The sequence below is a fragment of the Brevibacillus reuszeri genome, assembly GCF_001187725.1.
GTDB classification, from domain to species: Bacteria; Bacillota; Bacilli; order Brevibacillales; family Brevibacillaceae; genus Brevibacillus; species Brevibacillus reuszeri.
The window spans coordinates 22,506-47,246 of sequence record NZ_LGIQ01000005.1; the positions used below are offsets into that span (position 1 = coordinate 22,506).

The 24,741-nt window shown below is 46.5% G+C and carries 25 protein-coding genes and 1 riboswitch; of the genes, 19 read left to right on the plus strand and 6 right to left on the minus strand.

What is annotated here, in order from left to right:
* Nucleotides 1-146 precede the first annotated feature (146 nt).
* From ADS79_RS03700 to ADS79_RS03710, 3 genes are all read right to left on the minus strand, one after another.
* Nucleotides 147-1,616 carry a methyl-accepting chemotaxis protein gene (locus ADS79_RS03700; RefSeq protein ID WP_049737081.1) on the minus strand — a complete coding sequence of 490 codons (1,470 nt, stop codon included), beginning with the start codon at nucleotides 1,614-1,616 and terminating at the stop codon, nucleotides 147-149.
* A 1-nt stretch (nucleotide 1,617) separates the two neighbouring features.
* The gene (locus tag ADS79_RS03705) at nucleotides 1,618-2,166 is read right to left on the minus strand and encodes a GNAT family N-acetyltransferase (RefSeq protein ID WP_049737082.1); all 549 of its coding nucleotides are present in this window, start codon (nucleotides 2,164-2,166) and stop codon (nucleotides 1,618-1,620) included.
* Between the two features lie 260 nt (nucleotides 2,167-2,426).
* Nucleotides 2,427-2,510, minus strand: a riboswitch (cyclic di-GMP riboswitch).
* A 177-nt stretch (nucleotides 2,511-2,687) separates the two neighbouring features.
* Complete coding sequence (locus ADS79_RS03710) at nucleotides 2,688-4,115, minus strand: sigma-54 interaction domain-containing protein (RefSeq protein ID WP_049737083.1); 1,428 nt, start codon at nucleotides 4,113-4,115, stop codon at nucleotides 2,688-2,690.
* 236 nt (nucleotides 4,116-4,351) lie between these two features.
* Between ADS79_RS03710 and ADS79_RS03715 the strand changes: the two genes are divergently transcribed.
* From ADS79_RS03715 to ADS79_RS03735, 5 genes are all read left to right on the plus strand, one after another.
* Nucleotides 4,352-5,947, plus strand: a complete 1,596-nt coding sequence (locus ADS79_RS03715; RefSeq protein WP_049737084.1) for an amidohydrolase — start codon at nucleotides 4,352-4,354, stop codon at nucleotides 5,945-5,947.
* Between the two features lie 372 nt (nucleotides 5,948-6,319).
* Entirely contained in the window at nucleotides 6,320-7,906 is a 1,587-nt protein-coding gene (locus tag ADS79_RS03720; protein WP_049737085.1) for an amidohydrolase, read from the plus strand.
* Between the two features lie 10 nt (nucleotides 7,907-7,916).
* The gene (locus ADS79_RS03725; RefSeq protein ID WP_049737086.1) at nucleotides 7,917-8,639 is read left to right on the plus strand and encodes an amino acid ABC transporter ATP-binding protein; all 723 of its coding nucleotides are present in this window, start codon (nucleotides 7,917-7,919) and stop codon (nucleotides 8,637-8,639) included.
* 42 nt (nucleotides 8,640-8,681) lie between these two features.
* Nucleotides 8,682-9,476 carry a transporter substrate-binding domain-containing protein gene (locus tag ADS79_RS03730; RefSeq protein WP_049737087.1) on the plus strand — a complete coding sequence of 265 codons (795 nt, stop codon included), beginning with the start codon at nucleotides 8,682-8,684 and terminating at the stop codon, nucleotides 9,474-9,476.
* A 37-nt stretch (nucleotides 9,477-9,513) separates the two neighbouring features.
* Nucleotides 9,514-10,161, plus strand: coding sequence for an amino acid ABC transporter permease (locus tag ADS79_RS03735; RefSeq protein ID WP_049737088.1), 648 nt, complete (start codon nucleotides 9,514-9,516; stop codon nucleotides 10,159-10,161).
* 190 nt (nucleotides 10,162-10,351) lie between these two features.
* Here the strand turns inward: ADS79_RS03735 and ADS79_RS35175 are convergent, their stop codons facing one another.
* Nucleotides 10,352-10,495 (minus strand): hypothetical protein, encoded by a 144-nt coding sequence (locus ADS79_RS35175; RefSeq protein WP_161807253.1) that lies wholly within the window; start codon nucleotides 10,493-10,495, stop codon nucleotides 10,352-10,354.
* 332 nt (nucleotides 10,496-10,827) lie between these two features.
* Between ADS79_RS35175 and ADS79_RS03740 the strand changes: the two genes are divergently transcribed.
* The 7 genes from ADS79_RS03740 (at nucleotide 10,828) to ADS79_RS03770 (ending at nucleotide 16,199) form a co-directional block, all read left to right on the plus strand.
* A complete protein-coding gene (locus ADS79_RS03740; RefSeq protein WP_049737089.1) occupies nucleotides 10,828-11,637 on the plus strand; it encodes a TrmB family transcriptional regulator in 810 nt (269 codons plus the stop codon).
* 142 nt (nucleotides 11,638-11,779) lie between these two features.
* Nucleotides 11,780-12,454, plus strand: a complete 675-nt coding sequence (locus ADS79_RS03745) for an AzlC family ABC transporter permease (RefSeq protein ID WP_049738125.1) — start codon at nucleotides 11,780-11,782, stop codon at nucleotides 12,452-12,454.
* On the plus strand, nucleotides 12,445-12,768 hold the full coding sequence (locus ADS79_RS03750) for an AzlD domain-containing protein (protein WP_049737090.1): 324 nt from the start codon (nucleotides 12,445-12,447) through the stop codon (nucleotides 12,766-12,768). Before ADS79_RS03745 ends, ADS79_RS03750 begins: the two co-directional genes overlap by 10 nt.
* Before the next feature lie 72 nt (nucleotides 12,769-12,840).
* Complete coding sequence (locus tag ADS79_RS03755; protein ID WP_049737091.1) at nucleotides 12,841-13,548, plus strand: DNA alkylation repair protein; 708 nt, start codon at nucleotides 12,841-12,843, stop codon at nucleotides 13,546-13,548.
* 329 nt (nucleotides 13,549-13,877) lie between these two features.
* Nucleotides 13,878-14,654 carry an amino acid ABC transporter substrate-binding protein gene (locus tag ADS79_RS03760; RefSeq protein ID WP_049737092.1) on the plus strand — a complete coding sequence of 259 codons (777 nt, stop codon included), beginning with the start codon at nucleotides 13,878-13,880 and terminating at the stop codon, nucleotides 14,652-14,654.
* A 124-nt stretch (nucleotides 14,655-14,778) separates the two neighbouring features.
* Nucleotides 14,779-15,438 (plus strand): amino acid ABC transporter permease, encoded by a 660-nt coding sequence (locus ADS79_RS03765; RefSeq protein ID WP_049737093.1) that lies wholly within the window; start codon nucleotides 14,779-14,781, stop codon nucleotides 15,436-15,438.
* A 14-nt stretch (nucleotides 15,439-15,452) separates the two neighbouring features.
* Entirely contained in the window at nucleotides 15,453-16,199 is a 747-nt protein-coding gene (locus ADS79_RS03770; protein WP_049737094.1) for an amino acid ABC transporter ATP-binding protein, read from the plus strand.
* Between the two features lie 66 nt (nucleotides 16,200-16,265).
* Here ADS79_RS03770 and ADS79_RS03775 read toward each other — a convergent pair whose 3' ends face one another.
* A complete protein-coding gene (locus ADS79_RS03775; RefSeq protein WP_049737095.1) occupies nucleotides 16,266-16,532 on the minus strand; it encodes a KTSC domain-containing protein in 267 nt (88 codons plus the stop codon).
* Between the two features lie 470 nt (nucleotides 16,533-17,002).
* Between ADS79_RS03775 and ADS79_RS03780 the strand changes: the two genes are divergently transcribed.
* The 3 genes from ADS79_RS03780 (at nucleotide 17,003) to ADS79_RS03790 (ending at nucleotide 20,515) form a co-directional block, all read left to right on the plus strand.
* A complete protein-coding gene (locus tag ADS79_RS03780; protein ID WP_049737096.1) occupies nucleotides 17,003-17,329 on the plus strand; it encodes a PadR family transcriptional regulator in 327 nt (108 codons plus the stop codon).
* Between the two features lie 2 nt (nucleotides 17,330-17,331).
* The gene (locus ADS79_RS03785; protein ID WP_049737097.1) at nucleotides 17,332-18,045 is read left to right on the plus strand and encodes a VanZ family protein; all 714 of its coding nucleotides are present in this window, start codon (nucleotides 17,332-17,334) and stop codon (nucleotides 18,043-18,045) included.
* Nucleotides 18,046-18,187: 142 nt separating this feature from the next.
* Complete coding sequence (locus ADS79_RS03790) at nucleotides 18,188-20,515, plus strand: glycoside hydrolase (protein ID WP_049737098.1); 2,328 nt, start codon at nucleotides 18,188-18,190, stop codon at nucleotides 20,513-20,515.
* 53 nt (nucleotides 20,516-20,568) lie between these two features.
* Here ADS79_RS03790 and ADS79_RS03795 read toward each other — a convergent pair whose 3' ends face one another.
* Nucleotides 20,569-21,495, minus strand: a complete 927-nt coding sequence (locus tag ADS79_RS03795; protein WP_049737099.1) for a LysR family transcriptional regulator — start codon at nucleotides 21,493-21,495, stop codon at nucleotides 20,569-20,571.
* 141 nt (nucleotides 21,496-21,636) lie between these two features.
* Between ADS79_RS03795 and ADS79_RS03800 the strand changes: the two genes are divergently transcribed.
* From ADS79_RS03800 to ADS79_RS03815, 4 genes are all read left to right on the plus strand, one after another.
* Nucleotides 21,637-22,392, plus strand: coding sequence for an SDR family NAD(P)-dependent oxidoreductase (locus ADS79_RS03800; protein WP_049737100.1), 756 nt, complete (start codon nucleotides 21,637-21,639; stop codon nucleotides 22,390-22,392).
* Between the two features lie 38 nt (nucleotides 22,393-22,430).
* Nucleotides 22,431-23,174, plus strand: coding sequence for an SDR family NAD(P)-dependent oxidoreductase (locus tag ADS79_RS03805; protein ID WP_049737101.1), 744 nt, complete (start codon nucleotides 22,431-22,433; stop codon nucleotides 23,172-23,174).
* Nucleotides 23,175-23,314: 140 nt separating this feature from the next.
* Nucleotides 23,315-23,557 carry a spore germination protein gene (locus tag ADS79_RS03810; protein ID WP_049737102.1) on the plus strand — a complete coding sequence of 81 codons (243 nt, stop codon included), beginning with the start codon at nucleotides 23,315-23,317 and terminating at the stop codon, nucleotides 23,555-23,557.
* A 333-nt stretch (nucleotides 23,558-23,890) separates the two neighbouring features.
* Nucleotides 23,891-24,703, plus strand: a complete 813-nt coding sequence (locus tag ADS79_RS03815) for a MetQ/NlpA family ABC transporter substrate-binding protein (RefSeq protein WP_049737103.1) — start codon at nucleotides 23,891-23,893, stop codon at nucleotides 24,701-24,703.
* Nucleotides 24,704-24,741: the final 38 nt, after the last annotated feature.

Genomic DNA, 24,741 nt, shown 5'->3' on the forward strand with positions numbered 1-24,741 from the left:
GTTGAAATAGTTATCATCGTTGTCACAATCAAAGCGATTCTAGCATTAGTCTATTACCTATTCAAGGCAATTATGAAAGAAAATGATAGTTTGATAGAGAAAATAAAAAAACCGCCCCGGTGTTAGAGGCGGTTCATGCAACTAGCTTAGTGCAGCGTTCTCAACTGATGTTCAATCTTTTCAAAGCCGCTCGAAACTTTCACGACTTCATCCTTTTGTTCTGAAACGAGGACGAGGACATCTTCAAGACTATCCTTGTTCTTGTCGGTAATGTCTGCATTAAGCTCAACTTTGGCACTGACTTCCTGAATCATGCTGTGTACGTTTACGATGAATTCTTGCAAGTATCTGGTCTTATCAGAGAAGTCTCTCATGTAGGTGTCGACGTTGGTGAACATCTCTTGTACTTCATGGATGCCCTCGCTGTTTTTCTCGAAGGAAGCTTGTGATTCAGAGATCATGTCAGATACACGCTTCATTTTTTCGCGAATCGTCATCAACAGAGTAGAGATAGACTCGGTGGACACTTTGGAAGATTCGGCAAGCTTGCGAACCTCATCTGCAACGACTGCAAATCCGCGCCCGTGCTCGCCTGCTCGGGAGGCCTCGATGGTTGCGTTGAGTGCCAACAGATTGGTTTGTGCAGAAATATCTGAGATGGTTTGAATGATTTTTCCAATCGATGCCGTTTCTTCATACAGCTCTTGAATCAAGCGGTTTGTCCCCTGGATATCGGTAATGAAACGCTCGAAATCACTGCCGATATTACCGATCCGTTTTCCGCTTTCATGTGTTGCCTCTTTTGTCGATTCTACGAATTCATGCATTTCGGTAACCGAACGAGTCATATCCTCGACGCGCACATTGGTCGAATTCATTTCGCTGCGTAGTTCATTCGTATTGCCTGTTTGCACCCCGAATGATTCCATAATTTCTTTGAGGGAAGATACGGTTTCAACTGCGCGAATCGTTACACCATCTGTAACCTTGTTCAAATTCTCCTGGTATTCTTGCACGGAATTCAGTGATTGATTGATCTGGTCAAGTACGCGCTGCAAGGATTCTTTTGATTCAATGGCTTCCTGCTTTTGCAGCTCGCTTTCCTTCTGCAGCTTGTTATTGAACAGTGCGTGCATCATGCTCGTCAAGGAAACATAGCAGAAGGTCAGAAGATAGTACAGCAAATCGATTGGCGAAGAAGAATGGAAAATCGTATCTCCTTGTGTAAAGAAATAGTAGGAGACAATTCCGAGGGTAGACAAAATGGTTAAAATGTTAATGATTTTATCCTGGTAAATCCCCATTACAGCGACGAAGAACATCCCTAGCAAAACGTTAACCATATGGGGATCAAGCTGTAACACGACGAATATGAAGGTGCCAATGACAGCAAAATTGAAATACTTCATAAATGAAGCCATTTTGTCTTTTAGACCCGGTCGATTGGAGATGTACGTAAAGGGTGCCAGAACGCCGTACAAGATTCCAAGAACAGTCAGTACAAAGGGAATAGGAGCGCCGCCAATAAATATATTAATGATTTGTACGACAGTGATAATACTGGCAAAAACGACAACGACCCAATTATTTCTTCTTCTCAATAGATCCATATTCATGTTAGCCCACGACCTCAACTTTTATTTGTGAAAACATTGGAGTGTACCACGAATAGTCAGGATGATTTTTATTGACGTAAGCTTCTTTGAGGTGAAACAGCGTAGGTATGGTGTCTGCCCCTTTGTAAAAGATCTTCTCTTTTACCTGGGTCGCCCTGACATGATATTTATTGTTAATTAACTGGAAGAAGGTTGGATCCGCAATACCGACTGCATGTGTATAACCATGCTTTTCAGCGTAATCAAGCATCAGGGAAATGCCCTTTCGTCCCAGTCCGCGATATTTGGGAAGAACAGCGAGGCTATCAAGCTCCATCACTTTCATCTCGTCCGTTATAACATCTTCAAACAACGCGCGAATAAACGGAGTTGATTTGGAATGAGGTGTGAACTCATACGTTCCACCTGCTTCGCCATCATCCGCAATCAGTAGGTACAAATCTGAACCATCTTTTGCATATTCCATATCGAAGCCCATCGAATCCCAAACGGCTTTCTTAATCTGATGGAATAATGCTAAAGACTCGGCTGAATCTACTTGTTTGTACATTTCGTTTCCACTCCATCATAGTAGTCGTTCTCATATTTGCTTTGCTTGGTATTAAAGCAGACACGGTTGACTTTTTATTTACTGCTTTTCTCTCTTTTTCTATATCGGCATTTCAAAAGAACCAGGAAATCGGAAGTTGCTGCAAAATGCATGGCATTCTCCTTTCCAACGATGCAATTTATGGGAAATAAAAAAAGTCATTCCAGAAAATGGAACAACCACTCCAAGCTACCAACATCTGAAAGATAGGTACTGCGATGTATGGCAACCCGGCTATCATGGTCAAAGACTTTAGACCCGTGGTTTTGCGTCCCCACCTTTCGATGGATTTGCCCTTTTCATTTCGTTGATGAAAATTGTAAATGGATGTCGAAATATGAAAAATCGTATCCAAAATAAAGAACTTTGTCAAGTTTTGGTAGGTATCGTTTACCAATTCTTTATAAGTTTGAGAGGGTCAAATGAACTTTTTATCAATAAATGTCGAGTCTGGAGAACTAGATTCCGAGACTCGACTGATTTTACGAGGATGTTTCTTTATTAATATCGTATTTGGCTAGCTTGCGCATGAGCATGGAGTGTGTAATGCCCAGTGCCGCAGCGGTTTTTCGTGTTGTTTTGTGCTCTTTATAGGCATGTTCTATGATCTTTTTCTCCATGTCATGCACGATTGACGTTAAGGAGCTGCCAGAGGGGATTGAGAAAGGCTGATCGTCGCGATGGTCTGCCTCCAAAATACGCTTAGGTAAATCGGCCAAGGAGATGATATCGTCGGCCGCTAAAATGATGAGCTGCTCGACTACATTTTCAAGCTCTCTGATGTTTCCTGGCCACTGATAATTTTGCAACACCTCGACCACCTTGGTGGACATCGTGCGATTCTTTTGATGCCGCAGATTGCATTTTTCCAAATTAAAATAGAGCAGTGGAAAAATATCTTCCTTTCGCTCACGCAGCGACGGGATATTTACTGGCAAAATATTGAGGCGATAAAACAAATCGGAGCGGAATTTTCCGCTTTTGACCAGCTCTTCCAGATTGCAATTGGTGGCAGCAATGATTCGTACGTCCGCTTTTTTCGTTTGAACGGAGCCGATTGGCATGTACGTTTTATTTTGAAGCAGCTGCAGCAGCTTCGACTGGAGAACGAGGGGGAGCTCACTGATTTCATCGAGGAAAAGGGTTCCTTTTTCAGCCTGATGCACAAGTCCGGGCTTTCCATTCGCGCTGGCTCCCGTAAAAGCCCCTTTTTCATAGCCAAACAGCTCAGACTCGATCAGTGTGGCAGGAATCGCGGCGCAGTTGATATGGACAAAAGGCTTGTCGTACCGTTCGCTCGCATGATGAATTTGCTGCGCGTATATATTTTTTCCGACCCCCGTTTCACCAGTGATGAGGACAGTTGTATCGACTGTAGCAATTTTGCTGATCAAATTCGAGAGCTTGGTAAATGACTCACTTCGACCGACGAAGGACCGCTCATGCTCACCTGTGAACATGTTAAGGGCATTCATTTTACGGAGCTCATGAATATAGCGCTGAAGTAAAGACTCGATCTCTTTTAAATCGGAGCCAGGGGCATTCCGAATCTCATCGTTGATCATATCAATTCCAAGTGTGACGAGATATTCGACTTCATTTTTCTCGTTATAAACCAAATTCGCAGTCACCAACACTTTTTTTTCCTTGATTTGCTGGATTGTGGTAACTGTCTCTTTTTTCTCGCGCAGTGCAATGTTCATAGCGGAGGGGGAATATACGCCTTCTTTTTCGAGATCCGCAATATGCTTCCCAATCAATTCCTCCAGCGGTTTACCCAACCCTTTTTGACTGACCCTGTTTACCCAAAGTGTTTTCCCGTGTTTGTCAGCGATGTAGATACCTACTCCAAGCGAGTCGAGAATTTTTAGGAAAAATTCCTGGTTGATCGTGAAGGAATCCGTTGTCATTTCTCATGTCTCCTTTTGATGCGTAGTCGAAAAAAGGGGAGGGCGGTTCATACGATTCCAATCGTGGTTCGAAATCGGAGCAAATGTGTTGTAATCGAAACAATAATATCACAATTCAGATAAAAGGAGGTGGATGTGTATGACATGTATATTGACTGCTTTTGGTCCAGGTTCTATGATTTGGGGGAGTATGGCACGCTTCGCATATTGATCAAAAAGAGAAGGGCGGAGTAACGATGACAAGAACCATTTATACCAATGGCGTAATTCATACGCTAGATGCGGAAAACCCGCTAGTAGAAACAGTGGTAGTGGAAAATGGCAAAATTGCCGATCTTGGTACACATGACGAGATGATCCTGCAATGGGGACGAGCTGGTACGCCCGTTATTGATTTGCAAGGAAAGATGGCCTCTCCTGGTCTGATAGACAGTCACCTGCATTTGTCGGGTGTTGCTTTCCACTTTTTAGATTTGAATGTAACCGGTGTCAAATCAAAGAATGAAATGCTAGATAAAATAAAGGAAAGAGCGGATGCGACTCCTCCCGGAAAATGGCTGATCGGGATGGGATGGGACGAGAATCTGTTTGAGACAGGGACGATCCCGACGATTGAAGAGCTGGATCAGGTAGCGCCCCATTGTCCAGTCTACTTAAAAAGAGTTTGTCATCATGCGTTTCTCGTAAACAGCAAGGCGCTGGAAATCAGCCAATATCATCCTGCTATCGAGGTTCCGACAGGGGGAAGCGTCGTTCTTGATCCGCAGACCCAAAAGCCAACAGGACTATTGCTCGAATCTGCCTCCCAGCTGATCACAAGACACATCCCCGAAAAAACGTACGAGGAAATGAAATTTGCGCTTGGACAAGCGATGAAATATTCCGTTAGCTTGGGGCTGACAGGGGCGCATACGAATGATCCTGCCTATTTGGGTGGGCTCGATCAAACCTATCGGATGTATCACGAACTGCTAAATGAAGGGGAGCATCGACTGCGCTGCAATCTGTTGATCGATTATCCGTACCTCAAACGCCTCCAAGAAAAAGGCATGTACGCAGGCTATGGGAATGAGAGATTGCAAATCGGTTCGATCAAAATTTTTGCTGACGGAGCGTTTGGCAGAAGAACTGCTCTGCTGTCCGAGGCTTATCAGGATGCGCCGGGGCATTTTGGCGATGCGATGCACGAGCCGGAAACATTATTCTCCATGATTAAAGAGGCGAGAGAACATCGGATGCCGATTGCTGTACACACGATTGGCGACAAAGCTCTGGCAGATGTTCTGGACATTCTCGACCAAATGCCAAAAGTGGATTACCGTGATCGCCTGATCCATGTTTCCTTGCTGCGCGAAGATTTGGTGAAGCGTTTGGCTGACCCTAGCCGGATTGCCGATATCCAGCCGAGATTTGTAGTGGGAGATTTCCCATGGGTTAAGGAGCGGGTAGGGGAGCAAAGAGGCGAATATTTGTATGCATGGAAAACGCTGCTATCAGCAGGGGTTTTATGTGCGGGTGGCTCGGACGCTCCTGTCGAGCCTGTTGATCCACTGCTCGGCATCCATGCGGCACTGACACGCCGAGCGCCTTCTGAAACGCATAACGGCTGGTACGAAAAAGAGAAGCTGTCCATGTACGAAGCCCTGAATGTATTTACGATCGGCGGAGCATATGCGACCAACGAAGAGCATCTCAAAGGTACAATCTCAAGAGGCAAACTGGCGGATATGACCGTGTATTCGAAAGACCTCTTTTCCCTCGAAAATCCAGATGAGCTGCTGGAAACCAAAATCGCGATGACCATCATTGATGGTGAAATTCAAAACGGATAAATAAACAATGCACAGACGGAAAAATCCTTGAGCAATCAGGGATTTTTTTGTATGCCAAAAAACGATAAATCCCATTAAGAAATCGGGGCAGACGGGATGATGGAAAGGGCTTCTTTGCAAATCTGTACCGATAGCGATACAGATTCTGCTTCAAGAAAGCAATTGCGGGGGAAAGAATTGAACCGAATCTAGATCGTCTGTATCGGTTTCGAAACAATGTTACATCAAAACACTTAATATTAAGATAATTCAGATTGAAAAACCTGCTCTTTTGCCTCTTGATTCGCTTTTTTCTCTCTTGGTCTTTGGCATGAAACATGGATAAGGAATTTGGGGAACTAAGCATCGATAGATTCAAAGGGGGCTCATCAATTGAACAAGGTTTTTGTAAATGGACAAATCTTTACCTCTCATTCAGATCGGCCGTACGCATCAGCCATGGTCATAAGGGAAGGCAGGATTGCCTGGATTGGAGAGGAAGCCGATCTGCCTGAGTGCGAAGGAGAAAAAATCGACCTTCATGGCAGCAGGGTACTTCCGGGTTTGATTGATACACATATGCACCCGCTTATGCTTGCTCATACGTTCAAGCAGATCGCCTGCACACCTCCTGCGCTGCATTCCATTGAACAATTGTTGGGCGAAATACGTGCCTACCGAGAAACACATCAGGATGCTTCTGTTATCCAGTGCTGGGGCTACGACGAAGGCAAGCTGACTGAAGGCAGAGCGCCAAGTCGCTGGGATCTGGATCAGGCAGCTTCCGATGTACCTGTGATTGTTACCCGCTCTTGTGGTCACATCTGTGCTGTAAATAGCTTTGTTTTGCATAAGCTCGGGATCACCAGAGACACGCCAAACCCACAAGGCGGACAAATTGATAAGGATGAGAATGGAGAACCAACAGGCATCTTGCGAGAAAATGCCCGAAAGCTGGTAGCTGGCCTTTTACCGTCTACTTCGATTGAACAAGATGCAGCTTCATTGGCAGAGCTTGGTCCGCACCTGTTTTCACATGGGATTACAACGATCGCTGAGCTCATGGCCCGCTCCGAGCCTACCGACTATTTTGAAACGTACCAGCGTGCAAAGGAGGTCGGGTTTCAGCACCGCACCGTTATGTACTATTTGTGGGATGATCTGAAAAAAGATCCGTCCTTGGTTACTGAAAAAACGGACCCGCGTGCCCACATTCACATTGGAGGGGTCAAGCTCTTTGCAGATGGCAGCGTTTCCGGTCAGACGGCATGGGTAGACCCTCCCTTTTTGGAAACGGAAATTGACGGCATCGCGATGACCTCTAATGAAGAATTACTGGAAGCGGGAGCGTTTGCCGAAAAGCACGGAATTCAACTGCTGATTCACGCCATGGGCGAAAAAGCGATTCAGCTGATCCTAGACACTTTCAGCGGTAAAAAAGGATGGATTCCAGATGCACCGTCGATTCGTATCGAGCATGCGGCTCTTCTGACCGAAGAAATGATCAGGCAAGCGAGTGAAGCGGGGATTGCCTTGATTCCACAGCCGATCTTTTTGTATGCAGAGATTGAAAGCTATTTGAATAATCTTGGTGCGGAGAGAACGAAGAAGGCTTATCCGATCCGTTCTTTTCTGGAAGCGGGAGTAAAAGTGTCCATATCCTCTGATGCACCGGCAACTGCCTGGGCAGACCCTGCGAACCCGTTTGTGGGACTGAAGTCAGCCGTTACACGGATCGCCTACGATGGAACGGATACGGGACAGGAAGAAAGAATCGATGTGCCTACAGCCGTTATGCTGTACACAAAAGGCGCGCAGCAGGTCACGCGCATTCCTGATATTGGACAGCTTGCCCCAGGCTATTGGGCAGATTTTATCGTCTTGGACCGCGATATTTTTGCGATTGCTCCGGAAGAGATTGATCAGGTTCGCGTCACAAAAACCTATCGAAATGGCGAATTAGTTTATCAGAGAGGATAGGGGATCGAGTATGATTCAAGTAAAAAGCTTGGTGAAAACGTTTGGCCCACTGACCGTCTTGAATGGAGTCGATCTATCGGTCAGTCAAAAGGAAGTAGTCGTGTTGCTGGGGGCAAGCGGATCGGGCAAAAGCACACTCTTGCGCTGCCTCAATTTTTTAGAGCTGTACGACTCGGGTGAAATTCGATTGATGGGCAGTCAGATTGTTCCGCAAAAGACAGATCTGAATCAAGTGCGAGCAGAGGTAGGGATGGTCTTTCAGCATTTCAATCTGTTCCCGCACAAAACCGTTTTGGAAAACGTAATGGAAGCGCCTGTTCACGTAAAAAAGAAAAAGAAAGAGGAAGCAAGAGCATTGGCGCTGAAGCTGCTCGAAAAAGTAGGGCTGAAGGACAAGGCAGACGTCTACCCGGATATGCTCTCAGGCGGACAAAAGCAGCGGGTTGCGATCGCACGAGCACTCGCGATGGAGCCGCGGATTATGCTGTTTGACGAGCCTACCTCTGCACTGGACCCGGAATTGGTAGGGGAGGTATTGCAAGTCATGAAGCAGCTAGCAAGTGATGGGATGACAATGGTGGTTGTTACGCATGAAATGGGCTTTGCCCGTGAGGTAGCTGATCGTGTCGCTTTCATGCACAATGGTCAAATATTGGAGCAGGGGCATCCGAATACCTTTTTTGAAAGCCCACAAAATGAACGAACCAAACAATTTTTACAACGAATTTTATAGAACACTTTTATCAGAAGGATACGAATTCTTGGGGGTATCAGCATGAAAAAGAAGATGTTGGCTGGTTTGATGAGTATCGTTTTGCTAGGTTCGGTTTTGCTTGCTGGCTGTGGTGACCAAAAGGATGGTGCACAAGCCGGCGGGCAAAAAGAGTTTGTTTATGCGATGAGCGGCATTTATAAGCCTTTTAATTATAAGGAAAATGGCGAGCTGGTCGGCTTTGACGTAGAGATTGGAGAGGCGCTGGCAGCCAAGATGGGGATGACTCCAAAAGCGATTACATTCCCGTACGAAACGATTATCCAGGGCTTGATTGACAAAAAGTTTGACGCGATCCTCGGGAGCATGACGATTACGGAGGAACGATTAAAGGCCGTCAATTTTTCTACGCCTTACTATCGTTCCGGCTCGCAAATCTTCGTCGACAAGGACAACGAGGATATCAAGTCAGCGGCGGATTTGAAAGGCAAGAAAATCGGAACGACGCCCGCAACAAACTACGAAAAGGTAGCATTGACGCTGACCGATAAGGAGAACGTCATGAAATACTCCTCCGGGGATGTTCCGGCGATGATGGACTTAAAGACCAAGCGAATAGATGCCGTGATTGCAGACCAGATTTTCGGCTTGCTTGCGATCAAGGATGGCGGGTTGGAAATCAAGCCTGTCGGTGATCCACTTGTCTACGATGAGCAGGGGATCGCTGTGAATAAAGACAACAAAGAGCTGCTGGACAAAATGAACAAAGCCTTCGAAGAGATTGTAGCGGATGGTACGTACGACAAGATCAGTCAAAAATGGTTTGGCACCAATATCCTGGGTGATCCGAAAAAATGAGACAAGCATCGAATAACCTGATGGTGGAAGTGATCCTATGGTAGATATTTTTCTTGCAAACTATGACGCTTTGCTAGAGGCTTTGTTCCTGACGATTCGAGTAACGCTTGGCTCGCTTGTACTGGGATGCGCGATTGGACTTTTATTTGCTTTCTTTCGACTTTCTCATCTTAAAATATGGAACTATATTGCCAATGTGTATCTGGCATTGATTCGTGGCATGCCGATGATTGTACAAATTGCGATTCTTTATTTCGGTATCTCCTCGATTGTGTCCCTCCCCCAGTATTGGGCAGGGGTATTGGCACTCGCCATCCATAACGGTGCTTATATTTCGGAGATTTTCCGTGGCGCCATTGTTTCAATAGATAAAGGGCAGATGGAAGCATCGCGTTCGCTCGGAATGACCTACGCACTAGCGATGCGCCGCATCATTTTGCCACAAGCAATCAAGCGGGCCCTTCCCTCGCTCGGCAACCAATTTATTATTTGCTTGAAGGAGTCTTCCCTCGTCGCTTATATCGGCATGTCAGACCTTTGGGGAACAACCATTGCAATCGCAGGGACGAACTATCAGCCGTTGAAAACGTACGTGGTGACGGGTGTGTACTATTTGGTGCTCGTGCTGATTTTCTCCTATGTGTTCAACAAGCTGGAGGCGAAGTATCGGTTGAAACAGTCCTGAAGTGTAAAGTTAATCGAAAGCGTCGGCATATTGCCGGCGTTTTCTTATTGGAATATGTAACGTGGCTGCGGAGGAGAGAAGCCTGTTTCCATTCTTCGCTCCGGTCTACGTCCTGCAAAGGAGTGGAGACTGTCCGCTCCAAGCCGATTCGCGGGGGATCGGATCGTAAAAGTGGTAGCCGCTACGCAGATTATTCAGGGTTACGCTCCTGTTTCCCGCGAATCGACTCTCCGCTAAGCGGGACTTCGCGAGTCGCTCCGCCTGGAAACATGCTTCTCTGGCGAAGCTTTACAAGCTCCATCGAGATGTACTCAAAAGAAAAGTTCTCAATCACCTCGAAAGCTCGCAGAGAAAAAGGAAGAAACAAGCGAAGCTCTTTGGAACACCTACCAAGGCGCAATGGAAAAAGCGGAACATGCTTTTAGCGTCCACCTCTGAGATGCCCCCAGAACCGACCACTTTGGACGCGGGTTTCGCTTTTGGAATGGAGCCGGCCAGGAATGACCCGAGAGAGTGTTCCAAGAAGCTGGAGCGTTTTCTTCTTTTTTCTCCTCACCACTACAGTCCGAATGAACGTATCATTTGATCGTCTCCCGATTGACATCAAAATCCCAGCACTTTATAGTGAGATTAGTAAGTATAACAATAACTACTACGAGGTCCTTTATGGAAGATATCTATAAAGAGCTGCAAAAGCTCGGCTTTTCCCAATATGAATGCAAGGCCTATATCAGCTTGTTGAAGCATTCCCCAATCACAGGCTACGAAATCAGCAAACGCTCTGGCGTACCGCGTTCCATGATTTACGAAGTTATTGGCAAGTTGCTTGATAAAGGGGCGGTTCATACCGTACCTTCCGAGCCAGTCACGTATGCGCCGTTGCCAGCCAAGGACTTGATCGGGAGGCTGCGCAACAACTTTGAACAATCCTTTGATTACTTGGAAAAAAAGCTCACTGCACTGGAAAGCGAGCAGGAAGTAGACGTCATCAGGCGCATCAGCAGCGATGAGCATGTCCTCATGGAAATCAACGAGATGATTGAGGGAGCCAAGGAAGAGCTCTGGCTATCCGTTTGGGAGCCACAGGTCGAGTTTATCCAGGAGCGGATTGATCGACGCGTAAAAGAGGGAATTCCTGTCTTTTCCGTCCTGTTTGGAAAAGCAGAAACACAGGTAGGAATCACCTACCATCACGACTATATGGCGCCAGAAGTGGCGGAAGAGCGAATGGGCGGTCATCTGACCATCGTGGCACGAGACAAAGAAGAGGTCTTGATCGCAAACTTCGGACCGAATCGGGTAGCATGGGCAGTCAAAACCCAAGACCCGGCACTCGTCCTCGTCGCCATCGAATACATTCGCCATGACATCATGTTTGCAGAAGTAACCAAGGTGCTCGGCCCAGAAAAAGTAGAAGCTCTTTGGAGAAACAAACCGGATCTTTATCAGGTGGTAACAGGAAAACGGTTCATGTAGAGGTGAACCGTATTTTCTTCCTTGTTTTTATAGTCGTTATCTATCTAACATCTAAAGAGAAAATAGGAGAAGAGGGAGACGAGTGAGTCAAGAAGAGCTTCGAGTCAAATCATATGCGACTCCAAGAGATGAAGGCAGCTTTATGCAGGGTGTGAAGGATTGTATTCCAACTCTGCTGGGGTATTTAAGTATTGGATTTGCAGCGGGGGTTTTGGAAAAGACAGCGGGTCTGAGCATTCTGGAGATCATACTTCTGAGCGTCTTGTTGTATGCAGGCTCCGCTCAGTTTATTGCAGCGGGAATGATTGCCGCAGGGAGTTCAGCAACAGCCATTATGATTACGATTTTTTTTGTGAATTTGCGGCATATCCTGCTCAGTGCGGCGCTATCTCCTTATTTTCGGCATCTTACTCCGTTTAAAAATATGCTGGTAGGCTCGCTTTTGACGGATGAAACCTTTGGTGTTGCCATTAACGAAGCAGCGAAAAGAAAACAGCTCCATGAAAAATGGATGCACGGCTTAAATCTGACCGCGTATCTCAACTGGATTTTCGCCAATATTGCGGGTGCCTATTTTGGACAGTGGATTTCCGACCCGGAAAAGTTTGGACTGGACTTTGCACTGCCTGCCATGTTTATCGGCTTGTTGATCCTGGCGATTGTCAGCCGTAAAAAAGTAAAGCTCGATGTCATTGTGGCTATTTGCGCAGTAGTCATTGCGGTAGGTGTCGCGATTGTTTACCCGGGAAATGTGGGGGTAATTGTAGCTACGGTAGTGGCTTCTACGATTGGGATGGTGATAGATAAATGGAAGTAAGATGGGATGTCTTTTTGATTATTATCGGGTCTGCCCTGGTGACATTCCTGCCTCGGGTATTGCCGCTCATGGTTTTAAGCCGGATGGAGCTCCCGGAGTGGGGAATTCGCTGGCTGAACTACGTTCCGATATCTGTCATGGCAGCATTGGTTGGACAGGAGCTATTTGTAAAGGAGGGACAGCTGTCTCTAGTAAACAATGTCGAGCTGCTGGCAGCGATTCCTACGGTTCTCATCGCTATGAAAACAAAAAGCTTGCTAGGAACGGTAGTTGCGGGGATGGTTTCGATCATGGCTTTACGTTACTTCTTGTAGAGGCATGGAAGTGAAAAAGTGCCGATAGATGGTTATGATAGAGGGAGAGAGCGAAACAGGGAAGGTGACGGGATGACTGTAGAGGAAGTCATGCAAAAGCTGAAGGCACTGGGCACGGAGCAAACGAAAAAGACTTTTCTTCGTCACGGAGCCAAAGAGCCATTGTTTGGTGTAAAGGTCGGGGATTTGAAAAAGCTGGTGAAAGAAGTGAAGCGGGATCAAAGCCTCGCAATCGCTTTATATGAAACGGGCAATTCGGATGCGATGTATTTGGCGGGCCTGACGGTCGATCCCAAGACCATGACTAAGGAGCGCTTGAACAATTGGGTCAAAAAGGCTTACTGGTACATGCTCTCAGAGTACACCGTAGCAAGCATGGCGGCGGAAAGTGAGTATGCAATAGAGCTGGCGAGAGAATGGATCGACGCGGAGGAAGAAATGATCGCGGCGTGCGGCTGGAATACGTATTCCAACTACGTTTCCATCACAGACGATGAAAAGCTCGACCTGGCAGAAATCAAGCACCTGCTAAGCCGTGTCAAAGAAACGATCCACAAGGAAAGAAACCGCGTACGTTACACGATGAACCAATTCGTCATCTCCATCGGCGCCTACGTCCCGGCCCTGCACGACGAAGCACTCGAAGTCGCAAAAGCAATCGGCAAAGTCCAAGTCGATGTCGGACAAACCGCCTGCAAAGTTCCACTAGCTACCGAATACATCCAAAAGATCGAAGACCGAGGCAAAATCGGCCAAAAACGCAAAACATGTATCTGCTAATACAAAGCGATAGAAAACGTGGGAGAAGAATCCCACGTTTTTTTGTTCTAAAAACAATCTTCAATGGATATGCTTTCAAAGTGTTATTAAATCCCTAAAAATGGAAGTTGGATATACTACGAGTCTCGAGAGGAAAAGGGGCCCAAGAACCTGGAGCCTTTTCTCCTCCCTACAACCGGCAAAGTGTTTATTCAGCTGGAATTTATTATAAACTCTCTATTTTTTAGCAGATCATCGACTCTTTCTGATTGATATGTTATCATGATAACTTGTTAACGTATTACCACTTTATCAGACTAAAAGATAGAAAAAGGTCTAGGGGGATCACGATGAAAAAATTTGCATTGGTGTCATTACTCATGGGAGCCATGCTCTCGCTCGTTGTAGGCTGTTCCAGCGCGAATACTGGAGCAGGCGCCAATAAAATTGTTGTAGGAATCGATGACAAGTTTGCGCCAATGGGTTTCCGGGATGAAAAAAACGAGTTGGTCGGCTTTGATATTGACTACGCTCGTGCAGCCGGAGAGAAAATGGGAAAAGAAATGGTCTTTCAACCGATCGACTGGAGCTCCAAGGAGTCTGAATTAAACAGCGGTCGTATCGATCTGATCTGGAACGGTTACACCATCACAGATGAACGCAAAGGAAAGGTTCTTTTCACTAAGCCTTACTTGAAAAATGCACAGGTGGTTGTAACACTAGCAAAATCGGATATGAGCAAGCTCGCTGATTTGTCCGGCAAGGTTGTTGGTCTGCAAAAGCTCTCCTCTGCGGCTGATGCCCTGGATGCAAATGAGATCAAAAACCAGATCAAAACGATTACGGAGTTCCCTGACAACGTCCTCGCGCTGAGTGATTTGAAAATCGGACGCATTGATGCGGTCGTTATTGACCAGGTAGTAGCTGACTATTATATGTCTAAAGATAAAGGAACCTTCAAATTTTTGGATGAGTCACTCGCTCCGGAAGAGTACGGAATCGGCGTGAAAAAAGGCAATGAAGCGTTGCTGAATGATTTGCAAAAAGCGCTGGATACCATGAATCAGGATGGAACAGCTGCAAAACTATCGGAAAAATGGTTTGGCGAGGATCGTGTATTGAAATAGGAGGAAGGGATGGCTTCGCCAACAACTTTGGCGGAGCCTCGCTTTTATCGCACAGGTTCAACCAGGAATCGCCAGCGTCATCGGATTTGATGGGGCAAAAACCAAGAAATAGGAGCAAATGCATATGAGTGTAGATTATATCATCTCGATTACAAAGCCTATGCTGGAAGGGGCTCAGATGACAGTATTGCTGTTTCTGATTGCCATTCTGGTGTCCATTCCGTTAGGCTTTCTCATTACGTTGATGGCAGGTAGTGGCAATAAAGGACTTGCCGGGTTCGCAAATACGTATATTTATATCATGCGTGGAACACCACTCCTTTTGCAGCTCTTGTTTATTTGCTTTGGACTGCCCCTTTTGCCAGTGGTTGGCGAATATTTGGTGATGGACCGTTTCGTTGCTGCTTGTGTCGGCTTTGTCCTGAATTATGCAGCTTACTTTGCGGAGATTTTCAGAGGGGGGCTACTTGCGATCGACAAGGGCCAATATGAGGCGGCACAGGTTTTGGGCTTTACCAAATGGCAGGCGACCACCAAAATCATTTTGCCGCAAATGTTTCGTGTCGCACTCCCTGCTGTTGCGAACGAATCCATCACCTTGGTGAAGGATACGGCACTGCTCTACGCTGTTGCGGTTCCCGAGCTGCTGCACTTTGCTCAGACAGCGGTGAATCGAGACTTCACCATTGTTCCGTTTTTTATTGCCGGTGTGATTTATTTGCTCATGACCCTCTTGTTGACTCTGTTTTTTAAGTGGCTGGAAAAAAGGTTCAAATTCGAATAAAGGACTGGCGAGAAATGGCGATGATTCAAGTATCCAATCTTAAAAAATCGTTTGGCAATCTGGAAGTCTTAAAGGATGTCTCCTTTGAAGTAAACAAAAACGATGTCGTTGCGGTAATCGGACCATCTGGATCGGGGAAAAGCACGATGCTGCGAAGTCTCGTTTACTTGGAACAGGTGAGCGGTGGGAGTATCCGAATTCAGGATGAGTATTTGGTCAAGGAAGGCGTCTATGGCGACAGTCAAAAGATCAAGCAGATTACGGGAAAAATGGGCATGGTCTTTCAGCATTTTAATCTGTTCCCTCATCTGACGGTGAAGGAAAATCTGGAGATTGCTCCACGTGTGGTAAAAGGCGAGTCAACAGAGGCGATCAGCCAAAGAAGTACAGAACTGCTAGAGAAGGTAGGACTGGCTGATAAAGCGAATGTCTACCCGGCCAAGCTCTCGGGCGGTCAGAAGCAGCGGGTGGCTATTGCACGGGCGCTGATGATGAACCCGGATATTCTGTTGTTCGATGAGCCTACATCGGCTCTTGACCCAGAGCTGACAGGCGAGGTGCTTCAGGTGATCAAGCAGCTAGCTCAAGAGCACATGACGATGATGGTAGTGACGCATGAAATGGGCTTTGCGAGAGAAGTGGCGAACCAAATCATGTTTATGGATAACGGGGAGTTTGTAGAGGCAGGTACACCAGAGCAATTGTTTACCAATGCCCAATTCGAACGGACAAGGACCTTCTTGCAACGAGCGTTAAAATGATAAGCTGCAGCCAAAAAAGCCCTCTAGCAATCTAGAGGGCTTTTCACATGGGAAAAAAGTGTAAGGCTACATCACTTGATAGTTCAAGTAGCGCAGGTTAATAAAGGAGTGAAAATGCGCACTGAACGATTCCGCATTCAAAAAGGCATTGTAGGCGTAAGGAGTAACACGACAGTACACAAACTCGCGGCCATCCTGAAAACGAATGTATAAATGATTGGCTTCGAGGTCATAGCGTGCCGACTTGATTAAGCTGGAATTCAGCTCCTTGTACGTGAACTCCTCTTTCTCCGGCGCTTTCTTTTGCAAAAATGGGCGAAAAAATGATCTCACTTCGATGTGAACTCCTTTTGCGTAATCTAATGAAGTATTCTATTTCTTCGAGTCTTTTATTTTACTCAAAAATTTGTATTCAGAATACAAAAACAGCACACCGATCATAAAATAGGCCAAGAGAACTGTGTTAAGGGCAATGCTCGAAAAGTTTGCTAGCATGTTAGTTCCTCCTGTTTGAGAGCACGAAGTCACGATATAGAAGTGATTTGCTCGAAATAGGTGAAAGTCTCCCTTTCTATACGTTCCAAAGACCTAGATTCTCGCTGCTTTAGAAAAGAGAAATCATCCGAATGTACTTGTCGATCTATGTTTTACATTGTCGAATTAAGTCTATATACCTATTTTATAATTGTCAATAATTACATAGATTCAAAGTCTATTTATCGCATATTCCCAATGATAAAATACCTTGTATTACGATGTATGCTGTGGTACTCTCAATCCAAGTCAGAAAAGGAGTTGTTTTTGTGAACAAGGAGTTGCTGAAAGGAAGCATCGATCTCTTGCTGCTCTCTCTGATCGCTCAAAAAGATCGATACGGCTATGAGTTGGCCAAAATGATTCGAGAGAAAAGCAACGAGGCTTACGAGATCGGTGAGGGAACCTTATACCCGGCATTGAAACGACTCGAAACACAAAAGGCTGTAGAATCATATTGGGGAGAAGCGAACGAAGGCGGACGTCGAAAATATTACCGCATCACCAAGGCGGGGCGGGAGCTACTGGAAGACAAAATGAAGGATTGGCAGAGACTGAGCCAGCTCGTCACGCTCTGCAATGAGGGAAGTGAGTAACGATGCAGCTACAGGAATATGTGGAGCAGGTGGTTAAAGATTTGCCATGCTCGAAAAGAGAAAAACAGGATATCAAGGATGAGCTGCTAGATCATTTGGGGAGCATGAAGTGGGAATTGATCGAGGAAGGCTATGAGGAAGCAGCAGCATCCGCCATGGCTATCCAGCGCTTTGGTTCGCATGCGACTATCAGTCAACAGCTCAAAGAGTCGATGCCGCTGCTTGATAAATATGTCCGAAAATGGGTCATGTCACTGTTTGGACTCTATCTGGCAATAACTAGCTATCTCGTGCTGCTGTCACCTGATCGATGGCAACGTCGTGCTTTTACGATTGATTGGAAGCAGCGGATGATTGAATACGGGGTACCAGAGTACACCCATCTCTTTCAAAATACGAAGCCGCTGTCTACACTGATCGACTATGTGATTCACTCTAATCGATACAGTGCTTATACGCTCGTCTACAATTTGTTTGGGAATATTGCCCTGTTCATGCCACTGGGGATGCTATTGCCCTTGTTATTCCCAACGTTTCAAAGCATCCATCGCATCTTTTTTACAGCACTGCTTGCGAGCCTGGGCATTGAGTTTTTACAGTTCCTCTTTGCTTTAGGAAGCTTTGATGTCGATGATCTGCTGCTTAATGTGGTGGGAGCCTTGCTTGGTTATGGCGTGTTCAAAACAGGAGCTGCTATCATGAAAAGGAAAAAGTAAAATGACGAAACAGCTTTTATAAGCTGTTCAAACAAAACAAGATGAAGTCACAGGGAATAGGGGCCTCGTATTCTCGCAGACTTCTTGCATTTATGTACATCGTATTACGTTGTATATCGTTATACGTTATTGGGAGGTAACTATGAAAAAGAAAAGTATGGTATTCATCATGTTGACGCTCATGCTCCAGATGGTGACGGGGTGCGAAAGCGAGCAGCCCATCCAACAATCGGCTGGAGATAACGATTCAAATCGTGTCCAGGCAATAGCCAACAAGCAGCCTGTCTTCTCCTTCGATGTCAATCCGGAGACATTTGAGCTGTTTATTGAAAAGGATGGCGTTAAGGAGAGCGCATCTGTCCCCATGTCCAAGCGTACGGTGACGAACCTACATAAAGATGCGAAGGAAATTTCCTGGAGCTACCCCGATGATCAAATGAACATTTCGGTCAAACAGGAAGGAGATCATTTGCAGATCAACCTGACTTCGACTGGCGCAGATGCCTTTACTTGGCCTCATGTATCAGGCAACAGCTACATGCTACCGCTGGGCGAAGGAAAGTGGATTCCCGCCGCGGACAAGGATTGGCAAGCGTTTTTAAACGAGGAGAGCCTGAGCTTTAGTGAATCGTTCTCGATGCGTTTTTTTGCCATCAATAAAAACAAATACGCATTGCTTTACATCGTGGACAACATGTTCAATAACACAGTAGATTTTAAGTCGGATTCCGCGCTTTCTTTTAGCTTTTCGCATGAGTTTCCTTCGATTAACCCAGACAAGACGTACGGGTTTCGCTTGTATGTGACAGACAATGATCCGGTCAGTGTGGCTGGGGTGTACAAGCGCATGATTCAGGAGCAGGGCGGCTTGACGACACTCATGCAGAAAGCGGCTGCTAATCAAGAGGTGGAAAAGCTCTATGGAGCCCCGCATTTTTATTTGTGGAACAAGACTTTTTTGACGGATGCCGATGTGAAATGGGGCATGCTGAAAAACAAGCTGAATGACCGTTTCGTAAACTGGCTGGAGCAGTTGCTGGTGCAAAATGGAGAAGATGGCGCTGAGAGTATGAAACAGTTCAGGGAAATTAAAAAACAGGATTACGTCGCTCCTTTTCAAAAGAAAGCGATCTTGAGCGGCTTCAACTATGCATTGCGCTCTCGGGATTTTTACAATCCGGCAGTCTTTACAGGAATGGATGAGCAGACAACTGCTCTGCTGCAAAAAGGGATCAATGAGCTAACAGAGGTCGAGCTGTACGACCTGAACAAAAGGCTTTTGAAAAGTGTATTGCAGGATGCGGTTCCTGCTGTTGAACGCTGGGGAGATGCTGATTCGACAGAGCTGCTGAAGCAAATGAAAATGGCCGGAGTTGAGCATGCCTGGATTGGTCTGCCGGACTGGACAGCAGCATTTATGAAGCCGGAATTCATCAAGCAGGCAAATGACGCAGGCTATTTGATCGCATCCTACGATTCCTATCACTCCATCCACAAGGAGGAGAATCAGGATTGGAATACCGCTATTTTCAAGGATAAAAGCTTGTATGAGAATGCGACGATCACCAAGAAAAATGGTGAAAAGAAAGGCGGCTTCCTGGGGCAGGGCAGACTGCTCAATCCGACCTTGTCTTTGCCAAGCGTCAAGCAGCGCATGGATGAGCTTCTCACTGGTGGCGTGGCTTTCAACTCATGGTTCATCGATGTGGACGCTGCGGGTGAGTTTCATGACGATTATTCGGCAGCACACCAGACGACAGAAAAAGAGGATATGCAGGCAAAGCTGGAGCGCATGAACTACATTCGTGATGAGAAGAACATGGTGATCGGGTCAGAAACGGGAAATGACTACGCCAGCAGCAGCATCGCTTTCGCTCATGGGATTGAGACGCCGGTCATTAAATGGGCTGACGAGGACATGAGAAAAAATAAAACGAGCCCGTATTACATTGGCGGCTACTGGTCACCAGCGGGTGAGATTCCGGAGCGTTACGCAAAAGAGGTTCCGATCAAGCCCTTGTACAGACATGTGTATATAGACCCGGCCTACTCATTGCCGCTTTTCAAGCTTGTATACAACAATTCCGTCATCACGAGCCATCACTGGGAGTGGGATAGTCTTAAAATCAAAGGAGAAGTCGGCACGCGCATGCTCAGCGAGCTTTTGTACAATGTGCCCCCGCTCTATCACCTGGACAGTAAAAGATGGGAAGAAAATCAGCAAACCATCATGAACCATCTCAAGGTCTGGTCTCCTTTTCATCAAAAAGCGGTACAGCGCGAAATGACTGGTTTTACCGTGCTGACCAAAGACAGATTGGTGCAGCGTACGAGCTATGGAGATGATTTGCAGGTTATCGCCAATTTTTCTACTGAGGACTACAACTATGAAAATCAAGTGGTGAAGGCGAGGTCAGCGATGATCATCGAGGGAAAAGCGACGCAGACGTTTGTGGCGCCAGCAGAATAACAGGAAGAGAAGAGGCTGCGGGGACAAACCAGAGTGCAGCCTCTCTTTTTTGCCTAGGGCTGGAGAGCGGAGCTTTTTTGCTTCAAATCGTATTGCAGCCGGTTCGTAAAGCTCATGGAAATACTTGAATAATGACGCTCCTCTGATCGGACGCAGCCAAGATAAATCGGCTGTTGATCAGGGATAGCGAGATCGAGTGTGACAAGATCCGTATATTGTAAATAAGGCTCATGGATAAAGGAATAGTCCAATCCGATTGTGACGGCCATATTTTCGCGGACAGCATTACGGATGGCGTCCGTATTGTTTGTTGTAAATAAAATATCGACTGGGCCGTATTTGGCGGCGAAATCGTTCGCAAACCATTTTACATAATCATCGTTGTAGAGCACAAAGGAGTACTGACACAACTCGTCCGGTGTAACGGAGTCTTGATAGGCGAGCGGCGAGTTTTTACTGACACCCACCACCATTTTTCCCTTGAGGAGCCGCTCGAATACGAAACCGAGACCAGCGCTTTTTTGAATCAGGCTTTCATACATGATGATCAGGCCAATATCAATTTTGTTTTGACGAATGTCCTCCAAAATTTCCTGTGTGCCTTTTTCAGCGATTTCCGTTCGGATTTGCGGATAATCCTTTTTGAAGCTGGTAATTGCATTCACCAGCAGATTCATGGGACCAGGGATCGTCGCCAGCCTGAGCTCGCCACTAAGCGTGTTTGTATAATTTTGCGCCTCTTCCTGGATTTCTTGAATCTTCATTAAGGCCTCTAATGCTTTTTTAATAATGATGCGTCCTTCTGGAGTAGGGACTGCGCCCATTCGGGAACGGGTAAACAAAGAAACGCCAAGCTCGGCTTCCAGGCTGGACAGGGACTGGCTGATAGCAGAAAGCGTGACATGCTTGTTCTGGGAGGCCTTGGTCAGAGAGCCGGTTTTCGCTATTTCCACGATATATTCGAGCTGCTCTAAATGCATGAGGAGCGACTCACTTCCTTTAGTCATAGTTAAGTAATGATAAGTATGTTTACATATAATTAAATATACGGAAGGTCTATAATGGAAGCAAGGGCAGAGAGAAACAGCCTGCCGTGAATTTTGTAAATGGAGGCGTTTGCAATGGCGAGATTGGAAGGAAAAGTAGCGATTATCACCGGTGGTGGAACAGGCATCGGAAAAACCACAGCTCTTCGTTTTGCGAAAGAAGGGGCAAAGGTAATCGTTACCGATATAAATCTGGACAGCGCCAGTCAGACAGTAGCCGAAATAAAGGAAGCGGGTGGAGATGCACACGCCATTGCCCACGATGTCAGTCGTGAGGAACAGTGGGAGCAAGTGGTCGCCGCGACCGTAAAACAATATGGAAAACTGGACATTCTGTTTAATAATGCAGGAATTTATATCATCAAGCCGTTAGCAGAAATCACGCTGGAGGATTGGAATCGACTGATGGCGATTAACGTCACGGGCGTATTCTTGGGTATGAAGCATGCGATGCCAGTCATGGCGAAGCAGCAAAGCGGATCAGTCATCAATGCATCATCGATCGCAGGCTTGATCGGTGCCCCAGGGCATGTCCTGTATGGAGCGAGCAAAGGCGCAGTCCGCATCATGACCAAGGATGCAGCCATTGAATATGCAGGCCAAGGTGTACGTGTCAACTCGATTCACCCGGGCTATATCGATACCGGCATGGTAACGTATGCATCCGAAGCAACCAAGCATTCCAAAGCGGAGCTGGCACAGGGAGTACCAAGCGGACGTTTGGGCACCGTAGATGATGTTTCCAATATGGTGTTGTTCCTGGCCGCCGATGAGTCGGGACATGTGACAGGAGCAGAATTCGTCATTGATGGCGGCGGAACCGCACGCTAAAGATCGGCATTTGAGTCTTGCAAAAGGAGAGATGACCAATGAGATTCGTGGATAAAGTAGCGATTGTAACAGGAGGAGCCAGCGGAATTGGGGAGACTACTGTTCGTCAGTTTGCAAGTGAAGGAGCCAAAGTAGTCATTGCCGACTTTTCCCCGCGTGGACAGGAGTTAGCAGATCAACTGAACGCAGAAGGTCATGAGGCTCTGTATGTAAAAACGGATGTGACCAAGGAAGACGAGGTCAAACAAATGGTCAGTGCTACTGTCGAGAGATTCGGCAAAGTGGACGTCCTGTTTGCCAATGCAGGGATTGCCAAAGACAATGCCGCTCACAAGCTCTCACTCGATGACTGGCAACGAACCATCGATATTAACCTGACAGGTGTATTTCTGTGCGATAAATACGTGATTGAGCAAATGCTGGCCCAAGGCACCGGGGGCGCAATCGTAAACTGCGGGTCGATCCACAGCCATGCGGGAAAAGCAGGGGTTACCGCTTATTCCTCGGCAAAAGGTGGCGTGAAGCTTTTGAGTCAAACACTCGGCATTACGTATGCAAAAGAGGGCATTCGCGTTAACGCAGTCTGCCCGGGCTATATCGATACACCGTTGATTGCAGGTCGTACCGAAGAGATGAATCAGCATCTGATCAGTCTGCATCCGATGGGCCGACTCGGCAAACCAGAGGAAGTAGCCAAAGCAGTGTTGTTCCTAGCTAGCGACGATGCTTCTTTCGTGACAGGGACAAGCCTGTTGGTCGATGGTGGCTATACCGCACAATAAGCATGAAACAAGCAAGAAGCCGGGCGATTTCGTCCGGTTTTTTTGCTTTATCCAGTACTTGTCAGCCATCGTCCAATCATCATAAATCTGTTATTCATACTGTATAAGTAGTCCCAATGGAAGGGGAAGGAGGAGGGAGCATGCCAGCGAGTATTGGTAGTGTGCAAATTCAAAATAACTTTGGCACGATCCAATTCGGTGACACCGCCAACAATTCTCCGAAAAGCGTTACCAAATCTATTTCGGGTGCAGGCGGGGGCAATAGCGGGAATACAGTGAACGTCACGGTTGAGAACAGCTCCACCAATTCGAACGTTCTTGGAACGAGGGAACGAAAGAAAAAATGCCCGGGAAGGCGCCCTACCAAAAAGCTTAGGAAATGAGTGCGAAAGTGTCTGAAAAAGCGCGTCTGCTTTCCAAAAAAATGAAAAAGAGGATAGACGGATGTCTAAAAAATGGGAGAAATTACAGCAGACAAGCTGTGTAAAGGGACTGCTGGGCTCCTCCGATAAAATAAATATTTTTAAAGTCGAGTAATTGACTTGGTTATTAGCGATATAGTATATTGGTCTATGTAATAATTTTCACATAATTGTATCTTTGTTTTTTGTTCGATCAACACGCAAGAGCGAGACGGCTTGCGTGGGGTAGACTTATGATTGTTATTCATACTAATCCTAGTTGTATACAAGGGAATTTTGGAGGGAACGTACATCATGAAAAAAGCTCTTGGTTTACTTGCTTCAGGCTTCTTGGCATTGGCTCTGACAGCATGCGGAGGATCACAGACATCAAGCACAGCCATTAACGAGAAGAAAATTGTCGTGGGGGTTACTTCGGGCCTGCATGAACAAATCTTGGAGAAAGTAAAGGAAGTAGCGGCAAAAGACGGACTTGAAGTTGAGCTGAAAGTATTCTCTGACTTTCAGATGCCTAATATCGCGCTAGTCGAAAAAGAAATCGATGCCAACAGCTATCAAAGCATCCCGTTTTTGGAGACCTACAAAAAAGAACATAAGGCCGATCTGGTAGGGGTAGGACAAACTGTACTGAATCCGATGGGCATGTACTCGAAAAAGATCAAGAGCCTCGATGAGCTAAAAGAAGGGGACAAGCTGGGTCTGCCAAGCGATCCAACAAACAGTGTTCGCGCGCTGATGCTGTTCCAAAGTGCCGGTCTGATCAAGCTTAAAGATGGCGTAGGCGACGAGGCGACTGTTCTCGATATCGCCGAGAATCCACGCAAGCTGCAATTCGTGGAGCTGGATGCAGCACAAATCGCCAAGCAGCTGGATGATTTGACTGCTGCAGCGATTAACACAAGCTACGCAATCAAAAACAACCTGAAGCCAGGCAAGGACTCGCTCTTCCTGGAGCAAAAGGAATCCAAGCATCATAACATCATCGTGGTTCGTTCGGAAAACAAGGATGATGTCGCGGTACAAAAGCTGGTAAAGGCGTACCAGAACGATGAAGTAAAAAAATTCGTGGAAGATACCTTTGAAGGCTCGGTTATCCCGGTCTGGTAATCCCCACGGCTCCGTCAAATCCTTGGCGGGGCCACTTT